A 20,165-nucleotide genomic window follows, 5' to 3' on the forward strand; every position below is an offset into this window, starting at 1 on the left:
TAAAGCATCGCTATGATCAGTAGTTGGACGGCAGGCACCTTTTTGTGCGTCATTCGAAGTTTATGTAGCACGTCCCGAAGGGGCTGACATAAGAAGGTGAATGAGCCACTGGTTAATATTATGCAACACCCATGCCAGAATGCAAAACAAAATATTAACACATTGAAATATGTATCTTTTATTCGTTTAATCGATTTATTGTGCGCTGAATGATTTCCAGGCTAAGTGTCGCTATTAAGCAACACCTTAACGGGAACCTGTCCTGCCATATATAAATCAATAAGTTAAATGTCTCCATTTGGAGACACCCCTATACCATCTTTGTCGCAATTTTGCGACACGCATAAAAAAACCCGGTGGCGCTACGCTCACCGGGCCTATAAAGTACCTGCTTTACATCTTAACCCAGCTGTTTACGCGCGTTGCGGAAGATACGCATCCACGGGCTATCCTCGCCCCAGTTTTCCGGGTGCCAGGAGTTGCTCACGGTACGGAACACGCGTTCAGGGTGCGGCATCATGATGGTCGCGCGACCGCTTTCGCTGGTCACCGCCGTAATACCGTTGACGGAGCCGTTCGGGTTCGCCGGATAGGTTTCCGTGACCTTGCCGAAGTTATCGACAAAGCGCAGCGCCACCAGGCCTTTGCTCTCGAGCTGCGCCAGATGGGCCGCATCGCGCACTTCTACCTGACCTTCGCCGTGGGAAACGGCGATTGGCATCTGAGAGCCAACCATCCCCTGCAGCAGCAGAGACGGGCTCTGAGTCACTTCAACCAGACTGAAGCGCCCTTCGAAGCGGTCGGACTGGTTGCGCACAAAGCGTGGCCAGGCTTCGCTGCCCGGGATCAGCTCGCGCAGGTTAGACATCATCTGGCAGCCGTTGCACACGCCCAGCGCCAGGGTTTGCGGACGATGGAAGAAGGTCTCGAACTCGTCGCGCACGCGGCTGTTAAACAGAATGGACTTCGCCCAGCCTTCGCCTGCGCCCAGCACGTCGCCGTAGGAGAAACCGCCGCACGCCACCAGCGCATGGAAATCTTCCAGACCGGTACGCCCGGCCAGCAGGTCGCTCATGTGGACGTCGATAGCGTCAAAGCCCGCGCGGTGGAAGGCTGCCGCCATCTCAACGTGGGAGTTAACGCCCTGCTCGCGCAGCACCGCCACTTTCGGACGCGCGCCGGTCGCAATGTACGGCGCAGCGATGTCTTCGTTGATGTCGAAGGAGAGCTTCACGTTCAGGCCAGGATCCTGGTCATTCGCTTTCGCGTTATGCTCCTGATCGGCGCATTCCGGGTTATCGCGCAGGCGCTGCATCTGCCAGGTGGTTTCTGCCCACCACATGCGAAGCCGTGAGCGGCTTTCGCTGAACACGGCGTGACCGTCGGCCTCAATGACGAAGCGGTCGCCCTGAACGGCTTTCCCGAGATAGTGGACGCAGTCTGCCAGACCGTGCTTCGCCAGAATCGCTTCCACCGCCTCGCGGTCTGCGGCGCGAACCTGAATCACCGCACCCAGCTCTTCGTTAAACAGCGCCGCCAGGCGGTCTTCGCCAAGCGTTGCAATGTTCGCTTCAACGCCGCAGTGGCCGGTGAAGGCCATCTCTGCCAGGGTCACCAGCAGGCCGCCGTCGGAACGGTCGTGGTAGGCCAGCAGCTTGCGCTGTGCCACCAGCGCCTGAATTGCGTCGTAGAAGCCTTTTAGCTGCGCCACGTCGCGCACGTCGGCTGGCTTGTCGCCAAGTTGACGGTAAACCTGCGCCAGTGCGGTGGCGCCCAGCGCGTTGTGGCCCTTACCCAGGTCAATCAACAGCAGGGCGTTATCTTCGGTCGCCAGCTGCGGCGTAACGGTATGGCGCACGTCTTCCACGCGGGCAAACGCGGTGATCACCAGCGACAGCGGAGACGTCATCTCGCGCTGCTCATTACCCTCCTGCCAGCGGGTTTTCATCGACATGGAGTCTTTACCCACCGGAATGGTCAGGCCGAGGGCTGGACACAGCTCCTCACCCACCGCTTTCACGGCTTCATACAGGCCAGCGTCTTCACCAGGGTGACCGGCTGCCGCCATCCAGTTCGCGGAAAGTTTGATACGTTTGATGTCGCCAATCTGCGTCGCCGCGATATTGGTCAGCGCTTCACCGACCGCCAGTCGTGCAGAGGCGGCGAAGTCCAGCAGCGCCACCGGGGTGCGTTCGCCCAGTGCCATCGCTTCGCCGTAGTAGCTGTCGAGGCTCGCGGTGGTCACGGCGCAGTTCGCCACCGGGATCTGCCACGGGCCAACCATCTGATCGCGCGACACCATACCGGTAACGGTACGGTCGCCAATGGTCACCAGGAAGGTTTTCTCTGCCACAGCAGGCAGGTGCAGCACGCGGTTGACCGCTTCCGCCACGGTAATGCCCTGGCGATCCAGCGCTTTGCCCGCCGCTTTACGGGTTGTTACGTCGCGGGTCATCTTCGGCGTTTTACCGAGCAGCACGTCCAGCGGCAGATCGATAGGCTGGTTGTCGAAATGGGTGTCGCTGAGAGTCAGGTGCTGCTCTTCGGTCGCTTCACCGATGACGGCATACGGCGCGCGTTCGCGGCGGCACAGCTCGTCAAACAGCGGCAGCTGGTCGGCCGCAACCGCCAGCACGTAGCGCTCCTGGGATTCGTTACACCAGATTTCGAGCGGGCTCATGCCCGGCTCATCGCTCAGGATATCGCGCAGGTTGAAACGGCCACCGCGACCGCCGTCGCTCACCAGCTCCGGCATGGCGTTGGACAGACCGCCCGCGCCCACGTCGTGGATGAACAGAATCGGGTTGGCATCGCCCAGCTGCCAGCAGCGGTCGATCACTTCCTGGCAGCGACGCTCCATCTCAGGGTTGTCACGCTGCACGGACGCGAAGTCGAGATCCGCATCAGACTGGCCGGAGGCCATAGAGGAGGCCGCGCCGCCGCCCAGACCGATGTTCATCGCCGGGCCGCCCAGCACGATCAGCTTCGCGCCGACGACGATCTCGCCTTTCTGCACATGATCGGCACGGATGTTGCCGATCCCGCCTGCCAGCATGATCGGTTTGTGGTAGCCGCGCAGTTCTTTGCCGTTGTGGCTGTCCACCTTCTCTTCGTAGGTACGGAAGTAACCGTTCAGCGCCGGACGTCCAAATTCGTTGTTAAACGCCGCGCCGCCCAGCGGGCCTTCGGTCATGATATCCAGCGCGGTCACGATGCGCTCTGGCTTGCCGAAATCTTCTTCCCACGGCTGTTCAAAGCCAGGGATGCGCAGGTTGGAGACGGAGAAACCGACCAGACCCGCTTTGGGTTTCGCCCCACGACCGGTCGCCCCTTCGTCACGGATTTCGCCGCCGGAGCCGGTCGCCGCACCCGGCCACGGAGAAATGGCCGTCGGGTGGTTGTGGGTTTCCACTTTCATCAGAATATGCGCAGGCTCCTGATGGAAGTCATAGCGCCCTGCTTCGCGATCGGCGAAGAAGCGGCCCACCTCGGAACCTTCCATCACCGCAGCGTTATCTTTATAGGCAGACAGCACGTGGTCAGGGGTTTGTTCCATGGTGTTTTTGATCATTTTGAACAGCGACTTCGGCTGCTGTTCGCCGTCGATAATCCAGTCGGCATTGAAAATCTTATGGCGGCAGTGCTCAGAGTTGGCCTGCGCGAACATGTAGAGTTCGATGTCGTTCGGGTTGCGGTTGAGCTTAACGAACGCGTCCTGCAGGTAGTCAATTTCGTCTTCTGCCAGCGCCAGGCCGAGACGCAGGTTGGCGTCAATCAGCGCCTGACGGCCCTGCCCCAGCAGGTCCACGCTCTGTACCGGTGCAGGCTGATGATGGGAGAAAAGCTTCTGTGCGTCATCAAGAGAGGCAAACACGCTCTCCATCATGCGGTCGTGCAATTCAGCCGCAACCGCCTGCCACTGCGCGTCGCTCAGGGTAGAGGCTTCGACGTAGTACGCTACGCCGCGCTCCAGACGGTTAATCTGGCTCAGGCCGCAGTTGTGGGCAATGTCGGTGGCTTTGGAAGACCAGGGGGAGATGGTGCCCGGACGCGGCGTCGCAAGGATCAGTTTGCCGGTTGGCGTATGGCTGCTCAGATTTGGGCCATACTTGAGCAGGCGTTCCAGCTGTACGCGCTCCTCTGCATTCAGGGGGGCATTCAGGTCAGCAAAATGGACATACTCAGCGTAAATATTGCTTACCGGAAGGTCGGCCGCCTGAAAACGTGCCAGCAGTTTGGTAATACGGAAGGCAGACAGTGCAGGCGAACCACGCAGAATTTCCATCATAAGTCTCTCGTCTTCGAAGCGCCGGGGCGCTTACAGTGTGCGCAAGGGGGGAAAACGGGCGTCATTATAGAGAATCCTGAGCGCCGACGAAACCGTTTGCGTCGAAATAAAATCGACTTCAGCGTTTAACAATAGATGTGACCTGTCTCTCTAATTGGTTGCCAAGTGGCGCAAGTTTACGCAAAATGCCGCTCATTCAATGACAAACCTTATGATTAACATGGCTACAGCAGACTGAGGCAACCGGCGTCGCAGAGAATTAACTAATTGAAAAAATTAAAGATTAATTATCTGCTCATCGGCATTGTAACGTTGCTGCTGGCAGTGGCCCTCTGGCCTTCCATCCCCTGGTTCGGCAAAGCCGAAAATCGTATCGCCGCCATTCAGGAGCGGGGGGAACTGCGCGTCAGTACCCTCAACTCTCCGCTGATTTACAGCGACATCAACGGCAAAATTATTGGTCTGGATTATGAGCTGGCGCAGCAGTTTGCCGATTATCTGGGCGTGAAGCTTAAAATTACCGTCCGCCAGAACATCAACCAGCTGTTTGACGACCTGGACAACAACAACGCCGATATCCTCGCTGCCGGGCTGGTCTATAACAGCGAGCGCAGCAAGAACTACCAGCCGGGCCCGACCTACTACTCTGTTTCCCAGCAGCTGGTTTATCGCGTCGGGAGCCTGCGCCCGCGTACGCTTGCCTCGATCAACGCGCAACAGCTGACGATTGCTCCCGGCCACGTAGTGATTGACGACCTGCGTGAGTTAAAGGAGAAAAAATACCCGGATCTGAGCTGGACGGTTGACCCTAAACTCGGCACAACGGAGCTGCTGGAGCAGGTCAAAGATCAGAAACTGCCCTACACCATCGCCGATTCGGTGGCGATCAGCCTGTTCCAGCGGGTGCATCCTGAAATCGCCGTGGCGCTGGACGTGACGGACGAACAGCCGGTGACCTGGTTTACCCATCTGGATGATGACCAGACCCTCTCGGCGGCCATGCTGGATTTTTATAACACCATCAATGAAGACGGCACGCTGGCGCGACTTGAGGAGAAGTACCTCGGCCACGGGGATGACTTTGACTACGTTGACACCCGCAGCTTCCTGCGCGCGGTTGACAGCGTCCTGCCTGACCTGCAGCCGCTTTTCGAAAAATATGCCCAGGAGATTGACTGGAAACTGCTGGCGGCTATCTCGTACCAGGAGTCCCACTGGGACACCCAGGCCACGTCGCCAACGGGCGTACGCGGACTGATGATGTTAACCAAAAATACCGCGCTGAGCCTGGGCGTTAACGACCGTACCGATGCGGAACAGAGCATCAGCGGCGGGGCGCGCTACCTGCAGGATATGATGGCTAAAGTCCCGGAAACCGTGCCGGATGAGGAACGGATCTGGTTTGCGCTGGCGGCCTACAACATGGGCTACGCGCACATGCTTGACGCGCGGGCTCTGACGGCGAAAACGAAGGGAAACCCGGATAGCTGGTCAGACGTAAAACAGCGCCTGCCGCTGCTGAGCCAGAAGCCATGGTACAACAAGCTGACGTATGGCTACGCGCGCGGACATGAAGCCTACGCCTACGTGGAAAATATACGTAAGTATCAGATTAGCCTGGTCGGCTATCTGCTGGAGAAAGAGAAAGAGGCAACAGAGGCAAAACAGCTGGCGGAAAGTTATCCGGTTGTGGCGCCGGACGAGCTTAATCATCCGACAACTTCAATTCTGCCTTTTGTTGCTTTTTCTGCTGACGGCGCATTCGAAAGAAATCGCTTAATAGCCCCGAACACTCTGGTGCAAGTACCCCACCGATAGTCTGCACCTGATGATTCATTCCTGGATGACCCAGCACGTCCATCAGTGAACCGGCCGCACCGGTTTTTTCATCCCGCGCTCCAAACACCAGGGTACCGATTCGGCTGTGCACCATCGCCCCTGAGCACATCACGCAGGGTTCAAGGGTGACGTACAGGGCGGTATCGAGCAGACGATAGTTTTGCAGCACCAGGCCGCCCTGACGAAGCGCCATAATTTCGGCGTGCGCTGTAGGATCGTGGCGGCCAATAGGACGGTTCCACCCTTCCCCAATCACCCGATTGTTATGAACCAGCACCGCGCCCACGGGCACTTCGCCCTCGTCCCAGGCCCGTTGAGCCAGCGCCAGCGCGTGGCGCATCCAGTATTCATGATTGTGTTCTGAGGTGGACAAGGGCTGATACTCCAGTCTAAAAGCGGGCGGCATTATACACAGCCCTTACAGATAAGACTATTCGAGTTGCTGAAGTTCACCGAGGGGAGTAACGCGCCAGCGGTGCTGGCAAAAATAGAGCAGCGGGTTGTCCTGCTTGCTGTCGCTGTAGCCGCTGTAAAGGCGCAGCGGCGTGCCGATGCGTTTTTCCAGCTGGACCACTTTTTCATGCCCCAGACAGCGCATCGTCAGGACCCAGCCGCCGTAGCCGCGGGAAATTTGCGTGGCGATAAGGTTTACGCGCGGCAGCCAGGGGGTATCAAAGTAGACCTGCTCCACCAGCGTCTGCGGGGAGCCGGTAATCAGCCAGATATCGGCATCGTTGGCGTCAAGATAGCTGGTCAGGCGCGCCTGCACCACGGGAAACGCGGCAACGTGGCCGCGGAACCAGAGAGCGAACTCCTTTTCGAGCTGTTTGAGCCGCGCTTCGCTGTGGCCAAACGTACATCCCCACAGCAGCAGGCTCATCGGCCAGCGCGCCGCCCGGCCTTTTACCAGCAGCGCGATGCCAATGAGGGGTAAGAGCGGTAAGACGAGCAGCGCGTTCAGAGGCTGACGCCGCAGCAGGTAGCGCATAAACGTACCAAACATATCCTGCTGATGCAGCGTTCCATCCAGATCGAAAAAGACAACGCGACGCTCGTGATTGGCCAAACCTTACTCCTCTGGGTCGTTGAATCCTAACAGCCAGGTAAACAGGAACCCGGCGATCACCGCTACTAAATAGCCTAACAGATAGAGCATGACTTTTCCGGTCACGATGGTTAATGCCAGCGGTAAACCGGAGAGACCAAAGGTGATAACGGTGGCGACTTTCCAGTAGCTGATGAGTGCCCCGCCTACCGCGCCCCCCAGACAGGCCGCAAGGAACGGTTTACCCAGCGGCAGCGTGACGCCGAATATCAGCGGCTCGCCAATGCCGAGCAGCCCGACCGGCAGCGCCCCTTTAATCACTTTTTTCAGGCGCGCGTTGCGGGTTTTCATCAGGACGGCAATCGCTGCCCCCACCTGCCCGACGCCCGCCATCGAGAGAATAGGCAGCAGCGCGTTATAACCGTGCGCCTGCACCAGCTCGACGTGGATCGGCACCAGCCCCTGATGCAGGCCGGTCAGCACCAGCGGCAGGAAGGTACCTGACAGCACCGCCCCCACCAGCAGGCCGCCGCGGTCGATAGCCAGAGACGCGCCGTGGGCGATGGCGTCAGAGATCCACCCGCCGAGTGGCTGAAGGACCACAATCGCGACGCTACCGGTAATTAACGTGGTTAGCAGCGGGTTGAGGATAAGCTCAATCGAGCCAGGCAGAACCGCGCGTAGCTTTTTCTCGATCCAGCACATAAGAATAACCACCAGCAGCACGGCAATCACCCCGCCGCGACCAGGCTGGAGCGCCTCGCCAAACAGCGTGATTTGCGCCAGCTGCGGGCTGGACAAGATCCCTGCCATTACGCCGCCCATGGCCAGCGAGCCGCCAAACACCTTCGCGGTATTGACCCCGACCAGGATGTTCATAATGGCAAACACCGCGCTGCCGAAGATCCCGAGAATGCCCAGCAGGTTCGGATACTGCGTGGCAAAATCCCCGACGATATCCGGCCGCTTGAGGATGTTGATGATCCCGGTGATCAAGCCGGAAGCTATAAACGCCGGGATCAGCGGGATAAAGACGTTTGCCAGCTGTCGCAGCGCATCGCTCATGGGAGCTTTGTATTTGGCCTTCGCCTGCGCTTTGGTGCGTTCAGCGTCGTCAACCGTCACGCTTGCACCGCCGACCATCAGCGCGCGCATGGCATCGACAACCTGCGCCGCCTTGCCCGGCCCGACGATCAGCTGGTGTTGCTGCCCCTGTTTTACGTAGCCGCTGACGCCGGACAGCTTCTTCAGGCCCGGCACGTCAAGCTGGTCGTCGTTATGCACCTCGACGCGCACGCGCGTCATGCAGTTTTCCAGACGCTGAATATTTTTCTCCCCGCCTATCCCCTGCAGGATATCGCTGGCGAGCGCTGCTGTTTTGTCCATAAACGCCTCTGCTAGTTTTCTAATGCCGCCCGTAAGAAGCCGTTATGCGCGTCGAGTTTGGCTCGCGCAGCCGCCGCGTCCAGCCCGCTTAAGATCATCAAAATGGCTGGTTTTACGTCGTGATCGGTCTGCCTGAGCACCGCTTCTGCCTCTTCACGGTCCGCGCCTGTCGCCTCCATCACCATGCGGCAGGCTCTGTCCACCAGCTTGACGTTGGTGGCCTGCATATCGACCATCAGGTTCTGGTAGACCTTGCCGAACTTCACCATCGCACCGGTGGAGATCATATTGAGCACCAGCTTTTGCGCGGTCCCGGATTTCAGGCGCGTGGAGCCGGTGAGCGCTTCCGGCCCAACGACCGGAGAGATGGCGATAGCGGCCACCTGCGCAATCGGCGAGCCGGGGTTGCAGGAGATGGCGACCGTCGTGCAGCCGGTCCGGTTGGCGTATTCCAGGCCGCCAATGACGTACGGCGTGCGCCCGGATGCCGCCAGGCCGACCACCAGATCGTTCGCCGTCAGGTTCAGATCCTCCAGGTCATCCTCACCCAGCTGTTTGTTGTCCTCCGCCCCTTCAACGGCCTTCAGCAGCGCGCCGGGACCACCTGCAATCAGGCCAACCACCAGGCCGTGCGGAACGCCAAAGGTGGGCGGACATTCCGAGGCATCCAGCACCCCGAGACGCCCGCTGGTACCGGCCCCCATATAGATAATGCGACCACCGGCCTTAAGAGCTTCCGCCGCCGCATCGACCGCTTTCGCCACCTCTGGCAACGTCTCTTTAACTGCCTGCGCGACCAGCGTATCCTGTTGATTAAAGCGGTTAACCAGCTCCAGGGTGGAGAGCGCATCCAGATCCATGGTTTGCGGGTTACGCGTTTCAGAAACAAGTGAGCCAAGATTCATTTTTTGTACCTCAAGAATTTTTAATTCATAATAATCACACTATAATGGAATATAAAATTCATACAGGCGAGCAGAATTCGTTTTTGCGCAGACAATCACATTTCCGCCGGGAGTACTCATGAACTGTTTAATTCGCATTCGCCAGCGCTACGCCGGCTTTGCTCAAAGCGACAAAAAGCTGGCGGATTTTCTGCTTTCTCAGCCCGATCGCGCCCGCCACCTCAGCTCACAGCAGCTGGCAAGCGAAGCTGGAGTGAGCCAGTCAAGCGTGGTGAAATTTGCCCAGAAGATCGGGTTTAAGGGTTTTCCCGCTCTTAAGCTGGCAATCAGCGAAGCGCTGGTGAGTAACCCGAATCCGCAGTCCATGCCGGTGCATAACCAGATCCGCGGCGATGACCCGATGCGTCTGGTTGGGGAAAAGCTGATCAAGGAGAATGTGGCGGCCATGCACGCCACGCTGGACGTGAATACCGAAGAGAAATTACTGGAAAGCGTGGCGATGCTGCGGGCGGCGCGGCGAATTATTTTAACCGGTATTGGCGCGTCCGGTCTGGTGGCGCGTAATTTTGGCTGGAAGCTGACTAAAATCGGTTTTAACGCCATCGTCGAGCAGGATATGCACGCCCTGCTGGCGACCGTGCAGGCGATGGATCCTGACGATCTGCTGCTGGCCATCTCCTACTCCGGCGAGCGCCGCGAGATCAACATGGCGACCGACGAAGCCCTACGCGTCGGCGGCAAAATTCTGGCGATCACCGGCTTTACGCCTAATGCGCTGCAGCAGCGGGCAACGCGCTGTTTGTATACCATTGCCGAAGAGCAGGCCACGCGCAGCGCGGCAATTTCGTCCACCAGCGCACAAATGATGCTGACGGACCTGCTGTTTATGGCGCTGGTACAGCAGGATCTGGAGCGCGCGCCTGAGCGCATTCGTCACAGCGAAGAACTGGTAAAGAAACTGGTTTGACGCGTATAATGCCCGCCCAGTTTGTGTTGTTTCTGAGAATTTCCTGATGGCGCTGTTAATTACCAAAAAATGCATCAATTGCGATATGTGCGAACCCGAATGCCCGAACCAGGCGATTTCGATGGGTGACAGCATTTACGAGATTAACAGCGACCGCTGCACGGAATGCGTCGGCCACTATGAGACGCCGACCTGCCAGAAGGTGTGCCCGATCCCCAACACTATTCTGAAGGATCCGACACACGTCGAGAGCGAAGAGCAGCTGTGGGATAAATTTGTCCTGATGCACCACGCGGACAAAATTTAGCTTTCGATAATCACCGTCGCGCTGGCATAGTGGCGTTCATCTGCGATCGTCACGTGCATATGATTCACCCCCAGCTTCTCCGCCAGCTTTTGCGCTTCACCCCACAGACGCAGGCGCGGTTTGCCCAGCTCATCATTAAAAACTTCGAACTGGTTAAATGCCAGGCCGTTACGAATGCCGGTCCCGAACGCTTTGGCTGCCGCCTCTTTTACCGCAAAGCGCTTTGCCAGAAAACGCACCGGCTGCTGGTGCGCTTCCCAGATGGCCCATTCGTTATCGCTCAGCACGCGCCTTGCGAGGCGATCGCCGCTCCGGGCGATCACCGCTTCAATGCGGGCTATTTCGACGATATCGGTGCCTAAGCCCAAAATGGCCATTACTGACGCGCTTCCAGCATCAGGCGTTTCATCTCTGATACCGCCTCTTTCAGGCCGCTCATCACCGCGCGGCCAATAATGGCGTGGCCGATGTTCAGCTCATGCATTTCCGGAAGAGCAGCAATGGCCTTCACGTTGTGGTAGGTCAGGCCGTGACCGGCATTAACCTTCAGTCCCAGGCTCGCGGCGTAGGTGGCCGCTTTGGCGATACGCTCCAGCTCTTTGGCCTGCTCGGCATCGTTTTTAGCATCGGCATAGCAGCCGGTGTGAATTTCGATATACGGCGCGCCCACGTCGGCTGCCGCTTTAATCTGCGCGAAATCGGCGTCGATAAACAGAGAAACCAGGATACCGGCATCCGCCAGGCGCTTGCAGGCATCGCGCATTTTGTCCTGCTGCCCCGCCACGTCCAGCCCGCCTTCGGTGGTCACTTCCTGGCGTTTTTCCGGCACCAGGCAGCAGAAGTGCGGTTTGGTCTCGCAGGCAATGGTCAGCATCTCTTCGGTGACCGCCATCTCCAGATTCATACGGGTGTCCAGCGTCTGACGAAGAATGCGCACGTCGCGGTCGGTAATGTGGCGGCGGTCTTCACGCAGGTGAACGGTAATGCCATCGGCACCAGCCTGTTCAGCGATAAACGCCGCCTGAACCGGATCGGGATACGCCGTGCCGCGCGCGTTGCGCAGGGTGGCGATGTGGTCGATGTTGACGCCTAACAGTAATTCAGCCATGACAATCCTCGGTTTTCTTTCTGATGCTGTGGTCTAACGTTTGGGCATAAACTGCCTGAATAATTCGCGGCTCTTTAAGGGCTTGCCGCCAAGATACGGCTTGAGGGCAATCCGGGTAAAGCGTTTTGCTGCGCGCAGGGTATCGGCGTCCGGAAACTCGCGTTCATAAAGTGCTCTGAGCTGGCGTCCGGTAAAAGTACTGTTATCAACGACGACGCTGGCAATAAAGCCTTTTTCTTCGCGGTAGCGGTAGGTCATGGTGTCTTCCACCTCATCACCACTGCCTGCGCAGTGCAGAAAATCCACGCCGTACCCGAGGTGGCCCAGCAGCGCCAGTTCGAAACGACGCAGGGCGGGTTCGGGCGTGCCGGTCGCACCAGCCAGAGCCTGGATACAGTGCAGATAATCGAAGAAAAGTTCCGAGAAGCGAGTCTCATGTTCAAGGACGCGGGAGATGAGCTCGTTGACATACAGACCGCTGTAGAGCGTGATGCCAGAAAGGGGAAGCGCCAGAGAGACGGCTTCAGCGCTGCGCAAGGTTTTGACTTCCCCTCGCCCGCCAAAGCGAACCAGCAGCGGCGTAAAAGGCTGTAGGGCACCCTTCAGATTAGAACGTTTGGAACGTGCGCCTTTCGCAACAAGGCGCACGCGGCCCGACTCTTCCGTGAAGACGTCCAGCATCAGGCTGGTTTCGCTCCAGGGACGACTATGGAGAACGAAGGCGCGCTGCCAACCTTCCATTATACTCGTCGTCTTGAGTTACTGATCTTCGCCGTAACCGAGGCTGCGCAGAGCACGCTCATCATCGGCCCAGCCAGATTTCACCTTCACCCACAGTTCCAGATGAACTGGCGCTTCGAACATCTCCTGCATGTCCTTACGGGCTTCGATACCGATGGTTTTGATCTTGGCGCCTTTGTTGCCGATCACCATCTTCTTCTGCCCTTCACGCTCGACGAGGATCAGGCCGTTAATGTCGTAGCCACCGCGCTCGTTGCTCTGGAAACGCTCGATCTCCACCGTCACAGAGTACGGCAGCTCGGCGCCCAGGAAACGCATCAGCTTTTCACGGATGATTTCAGACGCCATAAAGCGCTGAGAGCGATCGGTGATGTAATCTTCCGGGAAGTGGTGAATCGCTTCTGGCAAGTGCTTACGTACGATGCCCGCGATGGTATCGACGTTCAGGCCGGTCTCAGCAGACAGCGGAACGATATCCAGGAAGTTCATCTGGCTGCCCAGCCACTGCAGGTGCGGCAGCAGGTCAGCTTTTTCCTGCACGTTGTCAACTTTGTTGACCGCGAGGATCACCGGCGTTTTGCCGTCACGCAACTTGTTCAGTACCATTTCGTCGTCCGGCGTCCAGCGGGTGCCTTCCACAACGAAAATCACCAGCTCTACGTCGCCGATGGAGCTGCTCGCCGCCTTGTTCATCAGACGGTTAATGGCACGCTTCTCTTCCATGTGCAGGCCAGGGGTATCGACGTAGATTGCCTGATACGCGCCTTCAGTATGGATGCCGACGATGCGGTGACGCGTGGTCTGCGCCTTACGCGAGGTGATGGAAATCTTCTGCCCAAGCAGATTATTCAGCAGGGTGGATTTGCCGACGTTCGGACGTCCGACGATGGCAATAAATCCGCAATAGGTTTTGTCGATGCTCATTCCAGCTCCAGCATTTTTAACGCCTGTTCGGCGGCAGCCTGTTCAGCCTTACGGCGGCTCGAACCTGTGCCCACCACCGGTTCACTCAGGCCACTGACCTGGCAATGGATGGTAAATTCCTGATCGTGCGCTTCGCCACGCACCTGCACCACCAGATAGGATGGCAGCGGCAGATGACGGCCCTGCAAATATTCCTGCAGGCGCGTTTTCGGATCTTTTTGTTTATCGCCCGGGCTAATTTCGTCCAGACGGGTCTGATACCAGTTAAGGATCAGCTTTTCTACGGTCTGGATATCGCTGTCCAGGAACACGCCACCAATTAATGCTTCGACCGTATCGGCAAGAATAGATTCACGACGGAAGCCGCCGCTTTTCAGTTCACCCGGCCCAAGACGCAGACATTCGCCCAGTTCAAATTCGCGCGCGATTTCAGCGAGGGTGTTGCCGCGCACCAGCGTGGCGCGCATGCGGCTCATATCACCTTCGTCCACGCGCGGGAAACGATGATAAAGCGCATTCGCAATCACGAAACTTAAAATAGAGTCACCCAGAAACTCGAGACGCTCATTATGTTTGCTGCTGGCACTGCGATGGGTTAATGCCTGTTGCAACAACTCCTGATGATGAAAAGTGTAGCCCAGCTTCCGTTGAAGCCGATTAATTACGATGGGGTTCATGCGATACCAATAAATGAATGCGTCAAAAATGCAGCACACGAAACCGACCTGAGAAAACCAACGCGGTTTCGTGTGCCGTGGCACCCTTGCAGGGCCAACCTTAAACTTCGGGGGAATATTCTATACACAACGACAGGGGATGTCGTTAGTTCAAAGAGATTTATCGAGGAAATAATTCACGTAGCCGCGAAATAACGCGGCTACGTGTTCTTTTCCTGAGAATTAATGGATTCCGCCAATACGATTCAGGCGCACGCCGGTCGGCCACTCGCCTTCCTGCTTCTCAAAACTCATCCAGATCGCGGTTGCTTTACCCACCAGATTCGCTTCCGGCACAAAGCCCCAGTAACGGCTGTCCGCGGAGTTATCGCGGTTATCGCCCATCATGAAGTAGTGTCCCGGCGGTACGATCCAACTGGCCAGCTGCTGACCCGGCTGTTTGTAATACATCCCCACCTGGTCCTGCGCGATTGGCACGGTCAGAATGCGGTGAGTGACATCGCCCAGCGTCTCTTTGCGCTCAACCAGACGAATGCCGTTCTCTTTGGTTTCACCTTTTGGCACCTGGAAGAACCCGCTGGTCGCTTCACCGACGTTACGACGGGCGAAAGTCTGCACGAAATCACTTGGCTCAACGTTTGAGTAGGTGATTGGCAGCGCGTTTTCACACGCGGTACCGGAGCTGCAGCCCGGCTGAACGGTGACTTCCTTCGCAACCGGATCGTAGGTCACTTTATCACCCGGCAGACCCACCGCGCGCTTAATGTAATCCAGACGCGGATCGTCCGGATATTTAAACACCACGATGTCGCCACGTTTCGGATGCCCCGTTTCGATCAGCGTTTTCTGGTAAATCGGATCTTTAATGCCGTAGGCAAACTTCTCAACCAGAATAAAATCACCGATCAGCAGCGTTGGCATCATTGATCCCGATGGGATCTGGAACGGCTCATAAATAAACGAACGTACCACCAGCACAATCGCCAGCACCGGGAACACCGACGCGCCCGTTTCCAGCCAGCCCGGTTTCGGGCCAACTTTCTTCAGGGTTTTCGCGTCAAGCGCATCGCCAGTCGCTGCCTGCGCGGCAGCCTGACGTTCACGGCGTTTTGGGGCGAAGATAAACTTATCCAGACACCACAGCAGGCCTGTCACCAGCGTAGCGATGACCAGGATCAGGGCAAACATGTTCGCCATGCCAACTCCTTAAAGGTTATTTGCCGTCTTTACCGACATGAAGAATGGCAAGGAATGCTTCCTGCGGCAGCTCAACGTTACCGACCTGCTTCATACGCTTCTTACCTTCTTTCTGCTTCTGCAGCAGCTTTTTCTTACGGCTGACGTCACCGCCATAGCACTTCGCCAGAACGTTTTTACGCAGCTGCTTCACGGTTGAGCGGGCAATGATGTGGTTACCGATGGCCGCCTGAATCGCAATGTCAAACTGCTGACGCGGGATCAGATCTTTCATCTTCTCAACCAGCTCGCGGCCACGGTACGGCGCATTGTCGTTGTGGGTGATCAGCGCCAGCGCATCCACACGCTCGCCGTTGATCAGCACGTCCACGCGCACCATGTTGGAAGCCTGGAAACGCTTGAAGTTGTAATCCAGTGACGCATAGCCACGGGAGGTAGACTTCAGACGGTCGAAGAAGTCGAGCACCACTTCCGCCATAGGGATTTCATAGGTCAGCGCCACCTGGTTACCGTGGTAAACCATGTTGGTCTGCACGCCACGCTTCTCAATACAGAGCGTAATAACGTTCCCCAGGAACTCCTGCGGCAGCAGCATGTGACATTCTGCAATAGGCTCGCGCAGCTCGTGAATGTTGTTCAGCGGCGGCAGCTTGGACGGGCTGTCGACATAGATCACTTCTTTCGAGGTGGTTTCCACTTCGTAGACTACCGTTGGTGCGGTGGTGATCAGATCCAGATCGTATTCACGCTCCAGACGCTCCTGAATGATCTCCATGTGCAGCAGGCCGAGGAAGCCGCAGCGGAAACCAAAGCCCAACGCCGTTGAGCTTTCTGGCTCGTAGAAAAGGGAGGCATCGTTCAGGCTCAGCTTGCCAAGCGCATCGCGGAAGTTTTCGTAGTCGTCAGAGCTGACCGGGAACAGACCCGCGTAAACCTGCGGTTTCACCTTTTTGAAGCCAGGCAGCGCTTTGTCTGCCGGGTTACGCGCGCCGGTCAGGGTATCGCCCACTGGCGCGCCGAGGATGTCTTTAATCGCGCAGACCAGCCAGCCCACCTCGCCGCATTTCAGCTCGGTACGGTCAACCTGTTTTGGCGTGAAGATACCCAGACGGTCTGCGTTGTAGACCTGTCCGGTACTCATAACCTTGATTTTGTCGCCTTTACGCATGGTGCCGTTTTTGATACGCACCAGAGAGACCACGCCCAGGTAGTTATCGAACCATGAGTCGATGATCAGCGCCTGCAATGGACCATCCGGGTCGCCTTCCGGGGCCGGAATATCACGTACCAGGCGTTCCAGCACGTCGGTCACACCCACACCGGTTTTCGCGGAGCAGCGTACGGCGTCGGTCGCGTCAATGCCGACAATGTCTTCAATCTCTTCCGCCACGCGCTCAGGATCGGCGGCGGGCAGGTCGATTTTGTTCAGAACCGGCACAACCTCGAGATCCATTTCCATCGCGGTGTAGCAGTTCGCCAGGGTCTGGGCTTCTACGCCCTGCCCGGCATCGACCACCAGCAGCGCACCTTCACAGGCCGCCAGCGAGCGTGATACTTCATAGGAGAAGTCAACGTGGCCTGGGGTGTCGATAAAGTTCAGTTGATAGGTTTCGCCATCAGAAGCTTTATAGTCGAGCGTCACGCTCTGCGCTTTGATGGTGATACCGCGTTCGCGTTCCAGGTCCATGGAGTCCAGTACCTGGGCTGCCATTTCACGATCAGACAGGCCACCGCAAATCTGGATAATACGGTCAGACAGCGTCGACTTACCGTGGTCAATGTGAGCAATGATCGAAAAGTTACGTATGTTCTTCATATAGTTAAATAATTATGCCTTACGAATTCCTGGAGGCCGCTGTTCTTAGCCTGACGTTTTTCAGTGCGAAAACGCAGCATTCTACACTACATACCCGCAACCTGGAAATGCACTTAGAGCCAAGCATAGCGCGAAGAAATGGCGTTTTCTTTTTTGAGATGTAAATAATGATAAAGCCCGGTGGATCACCGGGCCTCAGAAGAGAGCGTCTCGACGCGAAGTTGGTCAGGCGCCAGCGCAACGCTCAGAATAACGGGCTGCCACTCATCGCGCGCGGCGAGCTTCGGTGAGATGCCTTTGGCAAGCCAGAATCCCCCTACGCCACCCAAAGCTGCGCCGCACATGGCTGCCACGTCGGTACCAAACAGCATCTGAAAAAGGCCGCCCATGACAAACAGCCCCACCAGCGGGGAGAGATAGACCAGCATAGCGGAACTCAGCAGACTGCCTTCCGTAATGCCCAGTTCCACCTTCTGACCCGCCACCAGCGGCTGTTCGCTCGGCACGGAGATTGTATGCGATGTCTGTGGCCCTAACTTATTTAGCACGCGACTGCCACAACCGGCTCGGGATGCGCAGCTATTGCATGAGGCTTTAACATCACAGCTGACCAGCGCAATACCATTCTGCCACGAGACGACGGTCGCCCACTCTTTAATCATTGTGCGGCCCTGAATTTAATGCTGTCTGAAATGCGCTTCGCCGTCTGCGGAGGTAATTCCCCCACAATCGTGATTTCTGCGTTATCGCGAACCGTGGTGCTGACCGTACGACGCCCGGTACGAAGCATTTGTTCAGCGCTGTTTGCCGTTGCGCGGTTGATATTCACCGAGAAGCTGAACAAGCCATCGGAATAGAGGCGTGATTCAACCGGCGTATCAATGGTGGGCAACTGACGACGGCTGCTGGACACTTCGCTAAAGCCTTGCGGTATCCAGGAAGGAACCCAGTTGAAATTAGCGGAGTCCCCTGCAGGAACAGAAAGCAGCGGCGGCAGGCTGGCCTTCGCCAGATTCTGCATGCTGGTGCCAACCTGATTGTTCACGCTGAAGGAGATGACGCGGAACTGTTCAAGCGTCTCGCCGTCGCGGTCGAGCAGGTCCACGCGCATCGGCAGCTTGGTTTCCGCATCAATCCAGACGATATAGCTGTAGCGCGTGCCATCGCGCGCAACCACGCGGATCACTTCACACAGCCTGTCTGCAATACGGGTACGCCCTACCGAAATAAAATCATAGTAAGGGGCAAGTCGTTTGAAGTCGGTATAGATAAGCGACGGCAGAGAATCAACGATATAGTCGCCATTCAGGGTGAAAGGCTCCAGACCGGGCTCGAAATAGCTGATTTCGTTGCCACGCTGGACAACTTCCCGACGCGGGCCATCCATCTGTAAAAGCTGGGCGAGCGGCTGGTTATCAAGACGGGCATGGCGATAGCGTAACGACTCGACGCCCTGCTTGTTGATGCTGATAAATGCCAACTCGTAATTGAGTGACTGGCTGGCCAGATTCATTTGCTGCAACAACGCCCCGGATGAAATATCAGCCGAGGCGTTAGCAGAGAAGAACAGGCTACCCGCCATCAGAGACATGGCGAACCAAAGTTGCTTCATTACTGCGATTGCGTTCCTAAAGTTTGGTTTCCGGGCACCTGCACAGCAGCTTGCTGAGTTTGGGCCTGCTCAAACTGAAGCTGTTCAGAGTGCAGACGACGCTGCAACTCATAATCCTGCAACATCGCATTAATGCGACGGCGCTGCTCCTGAACCTGCTGTTGCTGACCGCCGCTGGCGGAGGCATCAGCCGGTACGCCCAGACTTACCGGGCTGGCTTTGCCCATCATCGGCAGTGTGTTAAACACTGGCGCTTCTGGCTGCTGATTAGTTTCAGACTGAGTATTATAGTGCTGGACGCCAACGATAACTGCAAGCGATACGCATGCAGCCACCCCCATTTGGGTGAGCTGGCTGGCCCACGGACGCACTTTTTGCCAGAACGGCATTTTCTGCCACTGGTGCGGTGCGGGTTGCGCTTCAGGAATCAGCGGAGTGGTCTGATGAACAGGCTCATTCTCGATGGCCGCCATCACGCGGGCTGAGATATCGAAATGGAGAACCTCTCCGGTATCACCGCGCAGCGTGTCACGGATGAGATGGTAACTCTCCCAGGTCTCTTGCATTTCGGGAGAATGAGACAGCTCGTTGAGCAGCTCACTATCCAGCGTCTCACCATCCATTAAAGCGGAAAGTTTTTCTTTCTGCATGCCTAATACCTTTTCCAGTATCCCGCTATCGTCAACGCCTGATAAGCGGTTGAACTTTATTATCAATAGCTTCTCGCGCACGGAAAATTCGTGAACGAACCGTGCCGACCGGACAATCCATGATAGCGGCTATCTCTTCATAGCTCAGACCATCAAGCTCCCGTAACGTAATTGCCATGCGTAAATCTTCCGGGAGTGACTCGATCGTGCGAAAAACAATTTGTCTCAGTTCTTCTGACAACATTAAGTTCTCAGGGTTCGAAATTTCTTTCAGCGCACCGCCACTTTCGAAGTTTTCGGCGTCGATAGCGTCTACATCACTGGACGGCGGACGACGACCCTGAGCAACCAGGTAATTCTTTGCCGTATTGACAGCAATACGGTACAGCCAGGTATAAAAAGCACTATCTCCCCGGAAAGATTCCAGCGCGCGATAGGCCTTAATAAAAGACTCTTGCACCACATCAGGTACATCACCTGACGGTACATAGCGGGAAACCAGACTCGCCACCTTATGCTGGTAGCGCACCACCAGTAGGTTAAAGGCTTTCTGATCTCCCTTCTGGACCCGTTCAACCAGGACCTGGTCCGTTAACTGCTCGCTCATCCGAGGTAATGTCTCCCCAAACCTAAATTCCACGCGTTATCGAAACGCCACTCTATAACTACCGCACTTTGAGCAAGCACCAGCTTAGAGTGTCTG

The 20,165-nt window shown here is 56.9% G+C and carries 20 protein-coding genes; 3 read left to right on the forward strand and 17 right to left on the reverse strand.

Features of this window, described 5'->3' with window-relative positions; genetic code table 11:
* Window positions 1-400: 400 nt before the first annotated feature.
* Window positions 401-4,288 (reverse strand): phosphoribosylformylglycinamidine synthase, encoded by a 3,888-nt coding sequence (gene purL, locus AC2FAJ_RS18945; protein WP_485454407.1) that lies wholly within the window; start codon window positions 4,286-4,288, stop codon window positions 401-403.
* Window positions 4,289-4,555: 267 nt separating this feature from the next.
* On the opposite strand from purL, the gene mltF reads away from it, so the two are divergent.
* Window positions 4,556-6,106 carry a membrane-bound lytic murein transglycosylase MltF gene (gene mltF / locus AC2FAJ_RS18950; RefSeq protein ID WP_188246007.1) on the forward strand — a complete coding sequence of 517 codons (1,551 nt, stop codon included), beginning with the start codon at window positions 4,556-4,558 and terminating at the stop codon, window positions 6,104-6,106.
* Here mltF and tadA read toward each other — a convergent pair.
* Genes tadA through murQ form a run of 4 tightly spaced genes read right to left on the reverse strand, consistent with a single transcriptional unit; the run spans window position 5,994 to window position 9,463 of the window.
* Window positions 5,994-6,533 (reverse strand): tRNA adenosine(34) deaminase TadA, encoded by a 540-nt coding sequence (gene tadA, locus AC2FAJ_RS18955; protein WP_485454408.1) that lies wholly within the window; start codon window positions 6,531-6,533, stop codon window positions 5,994-5,996. The two genes, mltF and tadA, sit on opposite strands and share 113 nt — an antisense overlap.
* Before the next feature lie 24 nt (window positions 6,534-6,557).
* Window positions 6,558-7,193 carry a phosphatidylglycerophosphatase C gene (yfhb, locus tag AC2FAJ_RS18960; RefSeq protein WP_028014089.1) on the reverse strand — a complete coding sequence of 212 codons (636 nt, stop codon included), beginning with the start codon at window positions 7,191-7,193 and terminating at the stop codon, window positions 6,558-6,560.
* A 3-nt stretch (window positions 7,194-7,196) separates the two neighbouring features.
* Window positions 7,197-8,558, reverse strand: a complete 1,362-nt coding sequence (locus tag AC2FAJ_RS18965) for a PTS transporter subunit EIIC (RefSeq protein WP_041908677.1) — start codon at window positions 8,556-8,558, stop codon at window positions 7,197-7,199.
* 11 nt (window positions 8,559-8,569) lie between these two features.
* Window positions 8,570-9,463, reverse strand: a complete 894-nt coding sequence (gene murQ, locus AC2FAJ_RS18970; protein WP_485454409.1) for an N-acetylmuramic acid 6-phosphate etherase — start codon at window positions 9,461-9,463, stop codon at window positions 8,570-8,572.
* Window positions 9,464-9,581: 118 nt separating this feature from the next.
* Here murQ and AC2FAJ_RS18975 point away from each other — a divergent pair, with 118 nt between their 5' ends.
* Together AC2FAJ_RS18975 and AC2FAJ_RS18980 are read left to right on the forward strand one after the other, a co-directional pair.
* The gene (locus AC2FAJ_RS18975) at window positions 9,582-10,430 is read left to right on the forward strand and encodes a MurR/RpiR family transcriptional regulator (protein WP_028014092.1); all 849 of its coding nucleotides are present in this window, start codon (window positions 9,582-9,584) and stop codon (window positions 10,428-10,430) included.
* A 46-nt stretch (window positions 10,431-10,476) separates the two neighbouring features.
* Window positions 10,477-10,737 carry a YfhL family 4Fe-4S dicluster ferredoxin gene (locus tag AC2FAJ_RS18980; RefSeq protein ID WP_028014093.1) on the forward strand — a complete coding sequence of 87 codons (261 nt, stop codon included), beginning with the start codon at window positions 10,477-10,479 and terminating at the stop codon, window positions 10,735-10,737.
* On the opposite strand, the gene acpS is transcribed toward AC2FAJ_RS18980, so the two are convergent.
* The 12 genes from acpS to rseD all read right to left on the reverse strand — a co-directional run bounded on the left by acpS (window position 10,734) and on the right by rseD (window position 20,149).
* Window positions 10,734-11,114, reverse strand: coding sequence for a holo-ACP synthase (gene acpS / locus AC2FAJ_RS18985; protein WP_028014094.1), 381 nt, complete (start codon window positions 11,112-11,114; stop codon window positions 10,734-10,736). The genes AC2FAJ_RS18980 and acpS overlap by 4 nt on opposite strands.
* On the reverse strand, window positions 11,114-11,845 hold the full coding sequence (pdxJ, locus tag AC2FAJ_RS18990; RefSeq protein WP_041908673.1) for a pyridoxine 5'-phosphate synthase: 732 nt from the start codon (window positions 11,843-11,845) through the stop codon (window positions 11,114-11,116). Before pdxJ ends, acpS begins: the two co-directional genes overlap by 1 nt.
* 33 nt (window positions 11,846-11,878) lie before the next feature.
* Window positions 11,879-12,586 (reverse strand): DNA repair protein RecO, encoded by a 708-nt coding sequence (gene recO, locus AC2FAJ_RS18995; RefSeq protein ID WP_028014096.1) that lies wholly within the window; start codon window positions 12,584-12,586, stop codon window positions 11,879-11,881.
* Window positions 12,587-12,604: 18 nt separating this feature from the next.
* The gene (era, locus tag AC2FAJ_RS19000) at window positions 12,605-13,510 is read right to left on the reverse strand and encodes a GTPase Era (RefSeq protein WP_025757643.1); all 906 of its coding nucleotides are present in this window, start codon (window positions 13,508-13,510) and stop codon (window positions 12,605-12,607) included.
* The gene (gene rnc, locus AC2FAJ_RS19005) at window positions 13,507-14,187 is read right to left on the reverse strand and encodes a ribonuclease III (RefSeq protein WP_003860711.1); all 681 of its coding nucleotides are present in this window, start codon (window positions 14,185-14,187) and stop codon (window positions 13,507-13,509) included. Before rnc ends, era begins: the two co-directional genes overlap by 4 nt.
* A 222-nt stretch (window positions 14,188-14,409) precedes the next feature.
* Complete coding sequence (lepB, locus tag AC2FAJ_RS19010; RefSeq protein WP_485454410.1) at window positions 14,410-15,384, reverse strand: signal peptidase I; 975 nt, start codon at window positions 15,382-15,384, stop codon at window positions 14,410-14,412.
* Between the two features lie 16 nt (window positions 15,385-15,400).
* Entirely contained in the window at window positions 15,401-17,200 is a 1,800-nt protein-coding gene (lepA, locus tag AC2FAJ_RS19015; protein WP_028014099.1) for a translation elongation factor 4, read from the reverse strand.
* 185 nt (window positions 17,201-17,385) lie between these two features.
* Window positions 17,386-17,862 carry a SoxR-reducing system protein RseC gene (rseC, locus tag AC2FAJ_RS19020; RefSeq protein ID WP_045260167.1) on the reverse strand — a complete coding sequence of 159 codons (477 nt, stop codon included), beginning with the start codon at window positions 17,860-17,862 and terminating at the stop codon, window positions 17,386-17,388.
* The gene (gene rseB, locus AC2FAJ_RS19025; protein ID WP_485454411.1) at window positions 17,859-18,812 is read right to left on the reverse strand and encodes a sigma-E factor regulatory protein RseB; all 954 of its coding nucleotides are present in this window, start codon (window positions 18,810-18,812) and stop codon (window positions 17,859-17,861) included. The genes rseC and rseB overlap by 4 nt, the downstream gene beginning before the upstream one ends.
* Window positions 18,812-19,462: an anti-sigma-E factor RseA gene (gene rseA, locus AC2FAJ_RS19030; RefSeq protein WP_014832926.1), complete on the reverse strand. Its 651-nt coding sequence runs from the start codon at window positions 19,460-19,462 to the stop codon at window positions 18,812-18,814. The genes rseB and rseA overlap by 1 nt, the downstream gene beginning before the upstream one ends.
* Before the next feature lie 31 nt (window positions 19,463-19,493).
* Complete coding sequence (rpoE, locus tag AC2FAJ_RS19035; protein ID WP_028014102.1) at window positions 19,494-20,069, reverse strand: RNA polymerase sigma factor RpoE; 576 nt, start codon at window positions 20,067-20,069, stop codon at window positions 19,494-19,496.
* Window positions 20,066-20,149, reverse strand: a complete 84-nt coding sequence (gene rseD, locus AC2FAJ_RS19040) for a rpoE leader peptide RseD (protein WP_231940818.1) — start codon at window positions 20,147-20,149, stop codon at window positions 20,066-20,068. Before rseD ends, rpoE begins: the two co-directional genes overlap by 4 nt.
* Between the last annotated feature and the right edge of the window lie 16 nt (window positions 20,150-20,165).

This window comes from Enterobacter cloacae complex sp. 385G4, from assembly GCF_057320665.1.

Bases quoted from the DNA above. Each gene is read 5' to 3' on its own strand.
- rseB (WP_485454411.1), bottom strand. From the start codon at position 18,812: ATGAAGCAACTTTGGTTCGCCATGTCTCTGATGGCGGGTAGCCTGTTC.
- lepA (WP_028014099.1), bottom strand. From the start codon at position 17,200: ATGAAGAACATACGTAACTTTTCGATCATTGCTCACATTGACCACGGT.
- purL (WP_485454407.1), bottom strand. From the start codon at position 4,288: ATGATGGAAATTCTGCGTGGTTCGCCTGCACTGTCTGCCTTCCGTATT.
- AC2FAJ_RS18975 (WP_028014092.1), top strand. From the start codon at position 9,582: ATGAACTGTTTAATTCGCATTCGCCAGCGCTACGCCGGCTTTGCTCAA.
- rseC (WP_045260167.1), bottom strand. From the start codon at position 17,862: ATGATTAAAGAGTGGGCGACCGTCGTCTCGTGGCAGAATGGTATTGCG.
- acpS (WP_028014094.1), bottom strand. From the start codon at position 11,114: ATGGCCATTTTGGGCTTAGGCACCGATATCGTCGAAATAGCCCGCATT.
- pdxJ (WP_041908673.1), bottom strand. From the start codon at position 11,845: ATGGCTGAATTACTGTTAGGCGTCAACATCGACCACATCGCCACCCTG.
- murQ (WP_485454409.1), bottom strand. From the start codon at position 9,463: ATGAATCTTGGCTCACTTGTTTCTGAAACGCGTAACCCGCAAACCATG.
- recO (WP_028014096.1), bottom strand. From the start codon at position 12,586: ATGGAAGGTTGGCAGCGCGCCTTCGTTCTCCATAGTCGTCCCTGGAGC.
- rseA (WP_014832926.1), bottom strand. From the start codon at position 19,462: ATGCAGAAAGAAAAACTTTCCGCTTTAATGGATGGTGAGACGCTGGAT.
- rnc (WP_003860711.1), bottom strand. From the start codon at position 14,187: ATGAACCCCATCGTAATTAATCGGCTTCAACGGAAGCTGGGCTACACT.
- AC2FAJ_RS18965 (WP_041908677.1), bottom strand. From the start codon at position 8,558: ATGGACAAAACAGCAGCGCTCGCCAGCGATATCCTGCAGGGGATAGGC.
- rpoE (WP_028014102.1), bottom strand. From the start codon at position 20,069: ATGAGCGAGCAGTTAACGGACCAGGTCCTGGTTGAACGGGTCCAGAAG.
- era (WP_025757643.1), bottom strand. From the start codon at position 13,510: ATGAGCATCGACAAAACCTATTGCGGATTTATTGCCATCGTCGGACGT.
- AC2FAJ_RS18980 (WP_028014093.1), top strand. From the start codon at position 10,477: ATGGCGCTGTTAATTACCAAAAAATGCATCAATTGCGATATGTGCGAA.
- lepB (WP_485454410.1), bottom strand. From the start codon at position 15,384: ATGGCGAACATGTTTGCCCTGATCCTGGTCATCGCTACGCTGGTGACA.
- tadA (WP_485454408.1), bottom strand. From the start codon at position 6,533: ATGCCGCCCGCTTTTAGACTGGAGTATCAGCCCTTGTCCACCTCAGAA.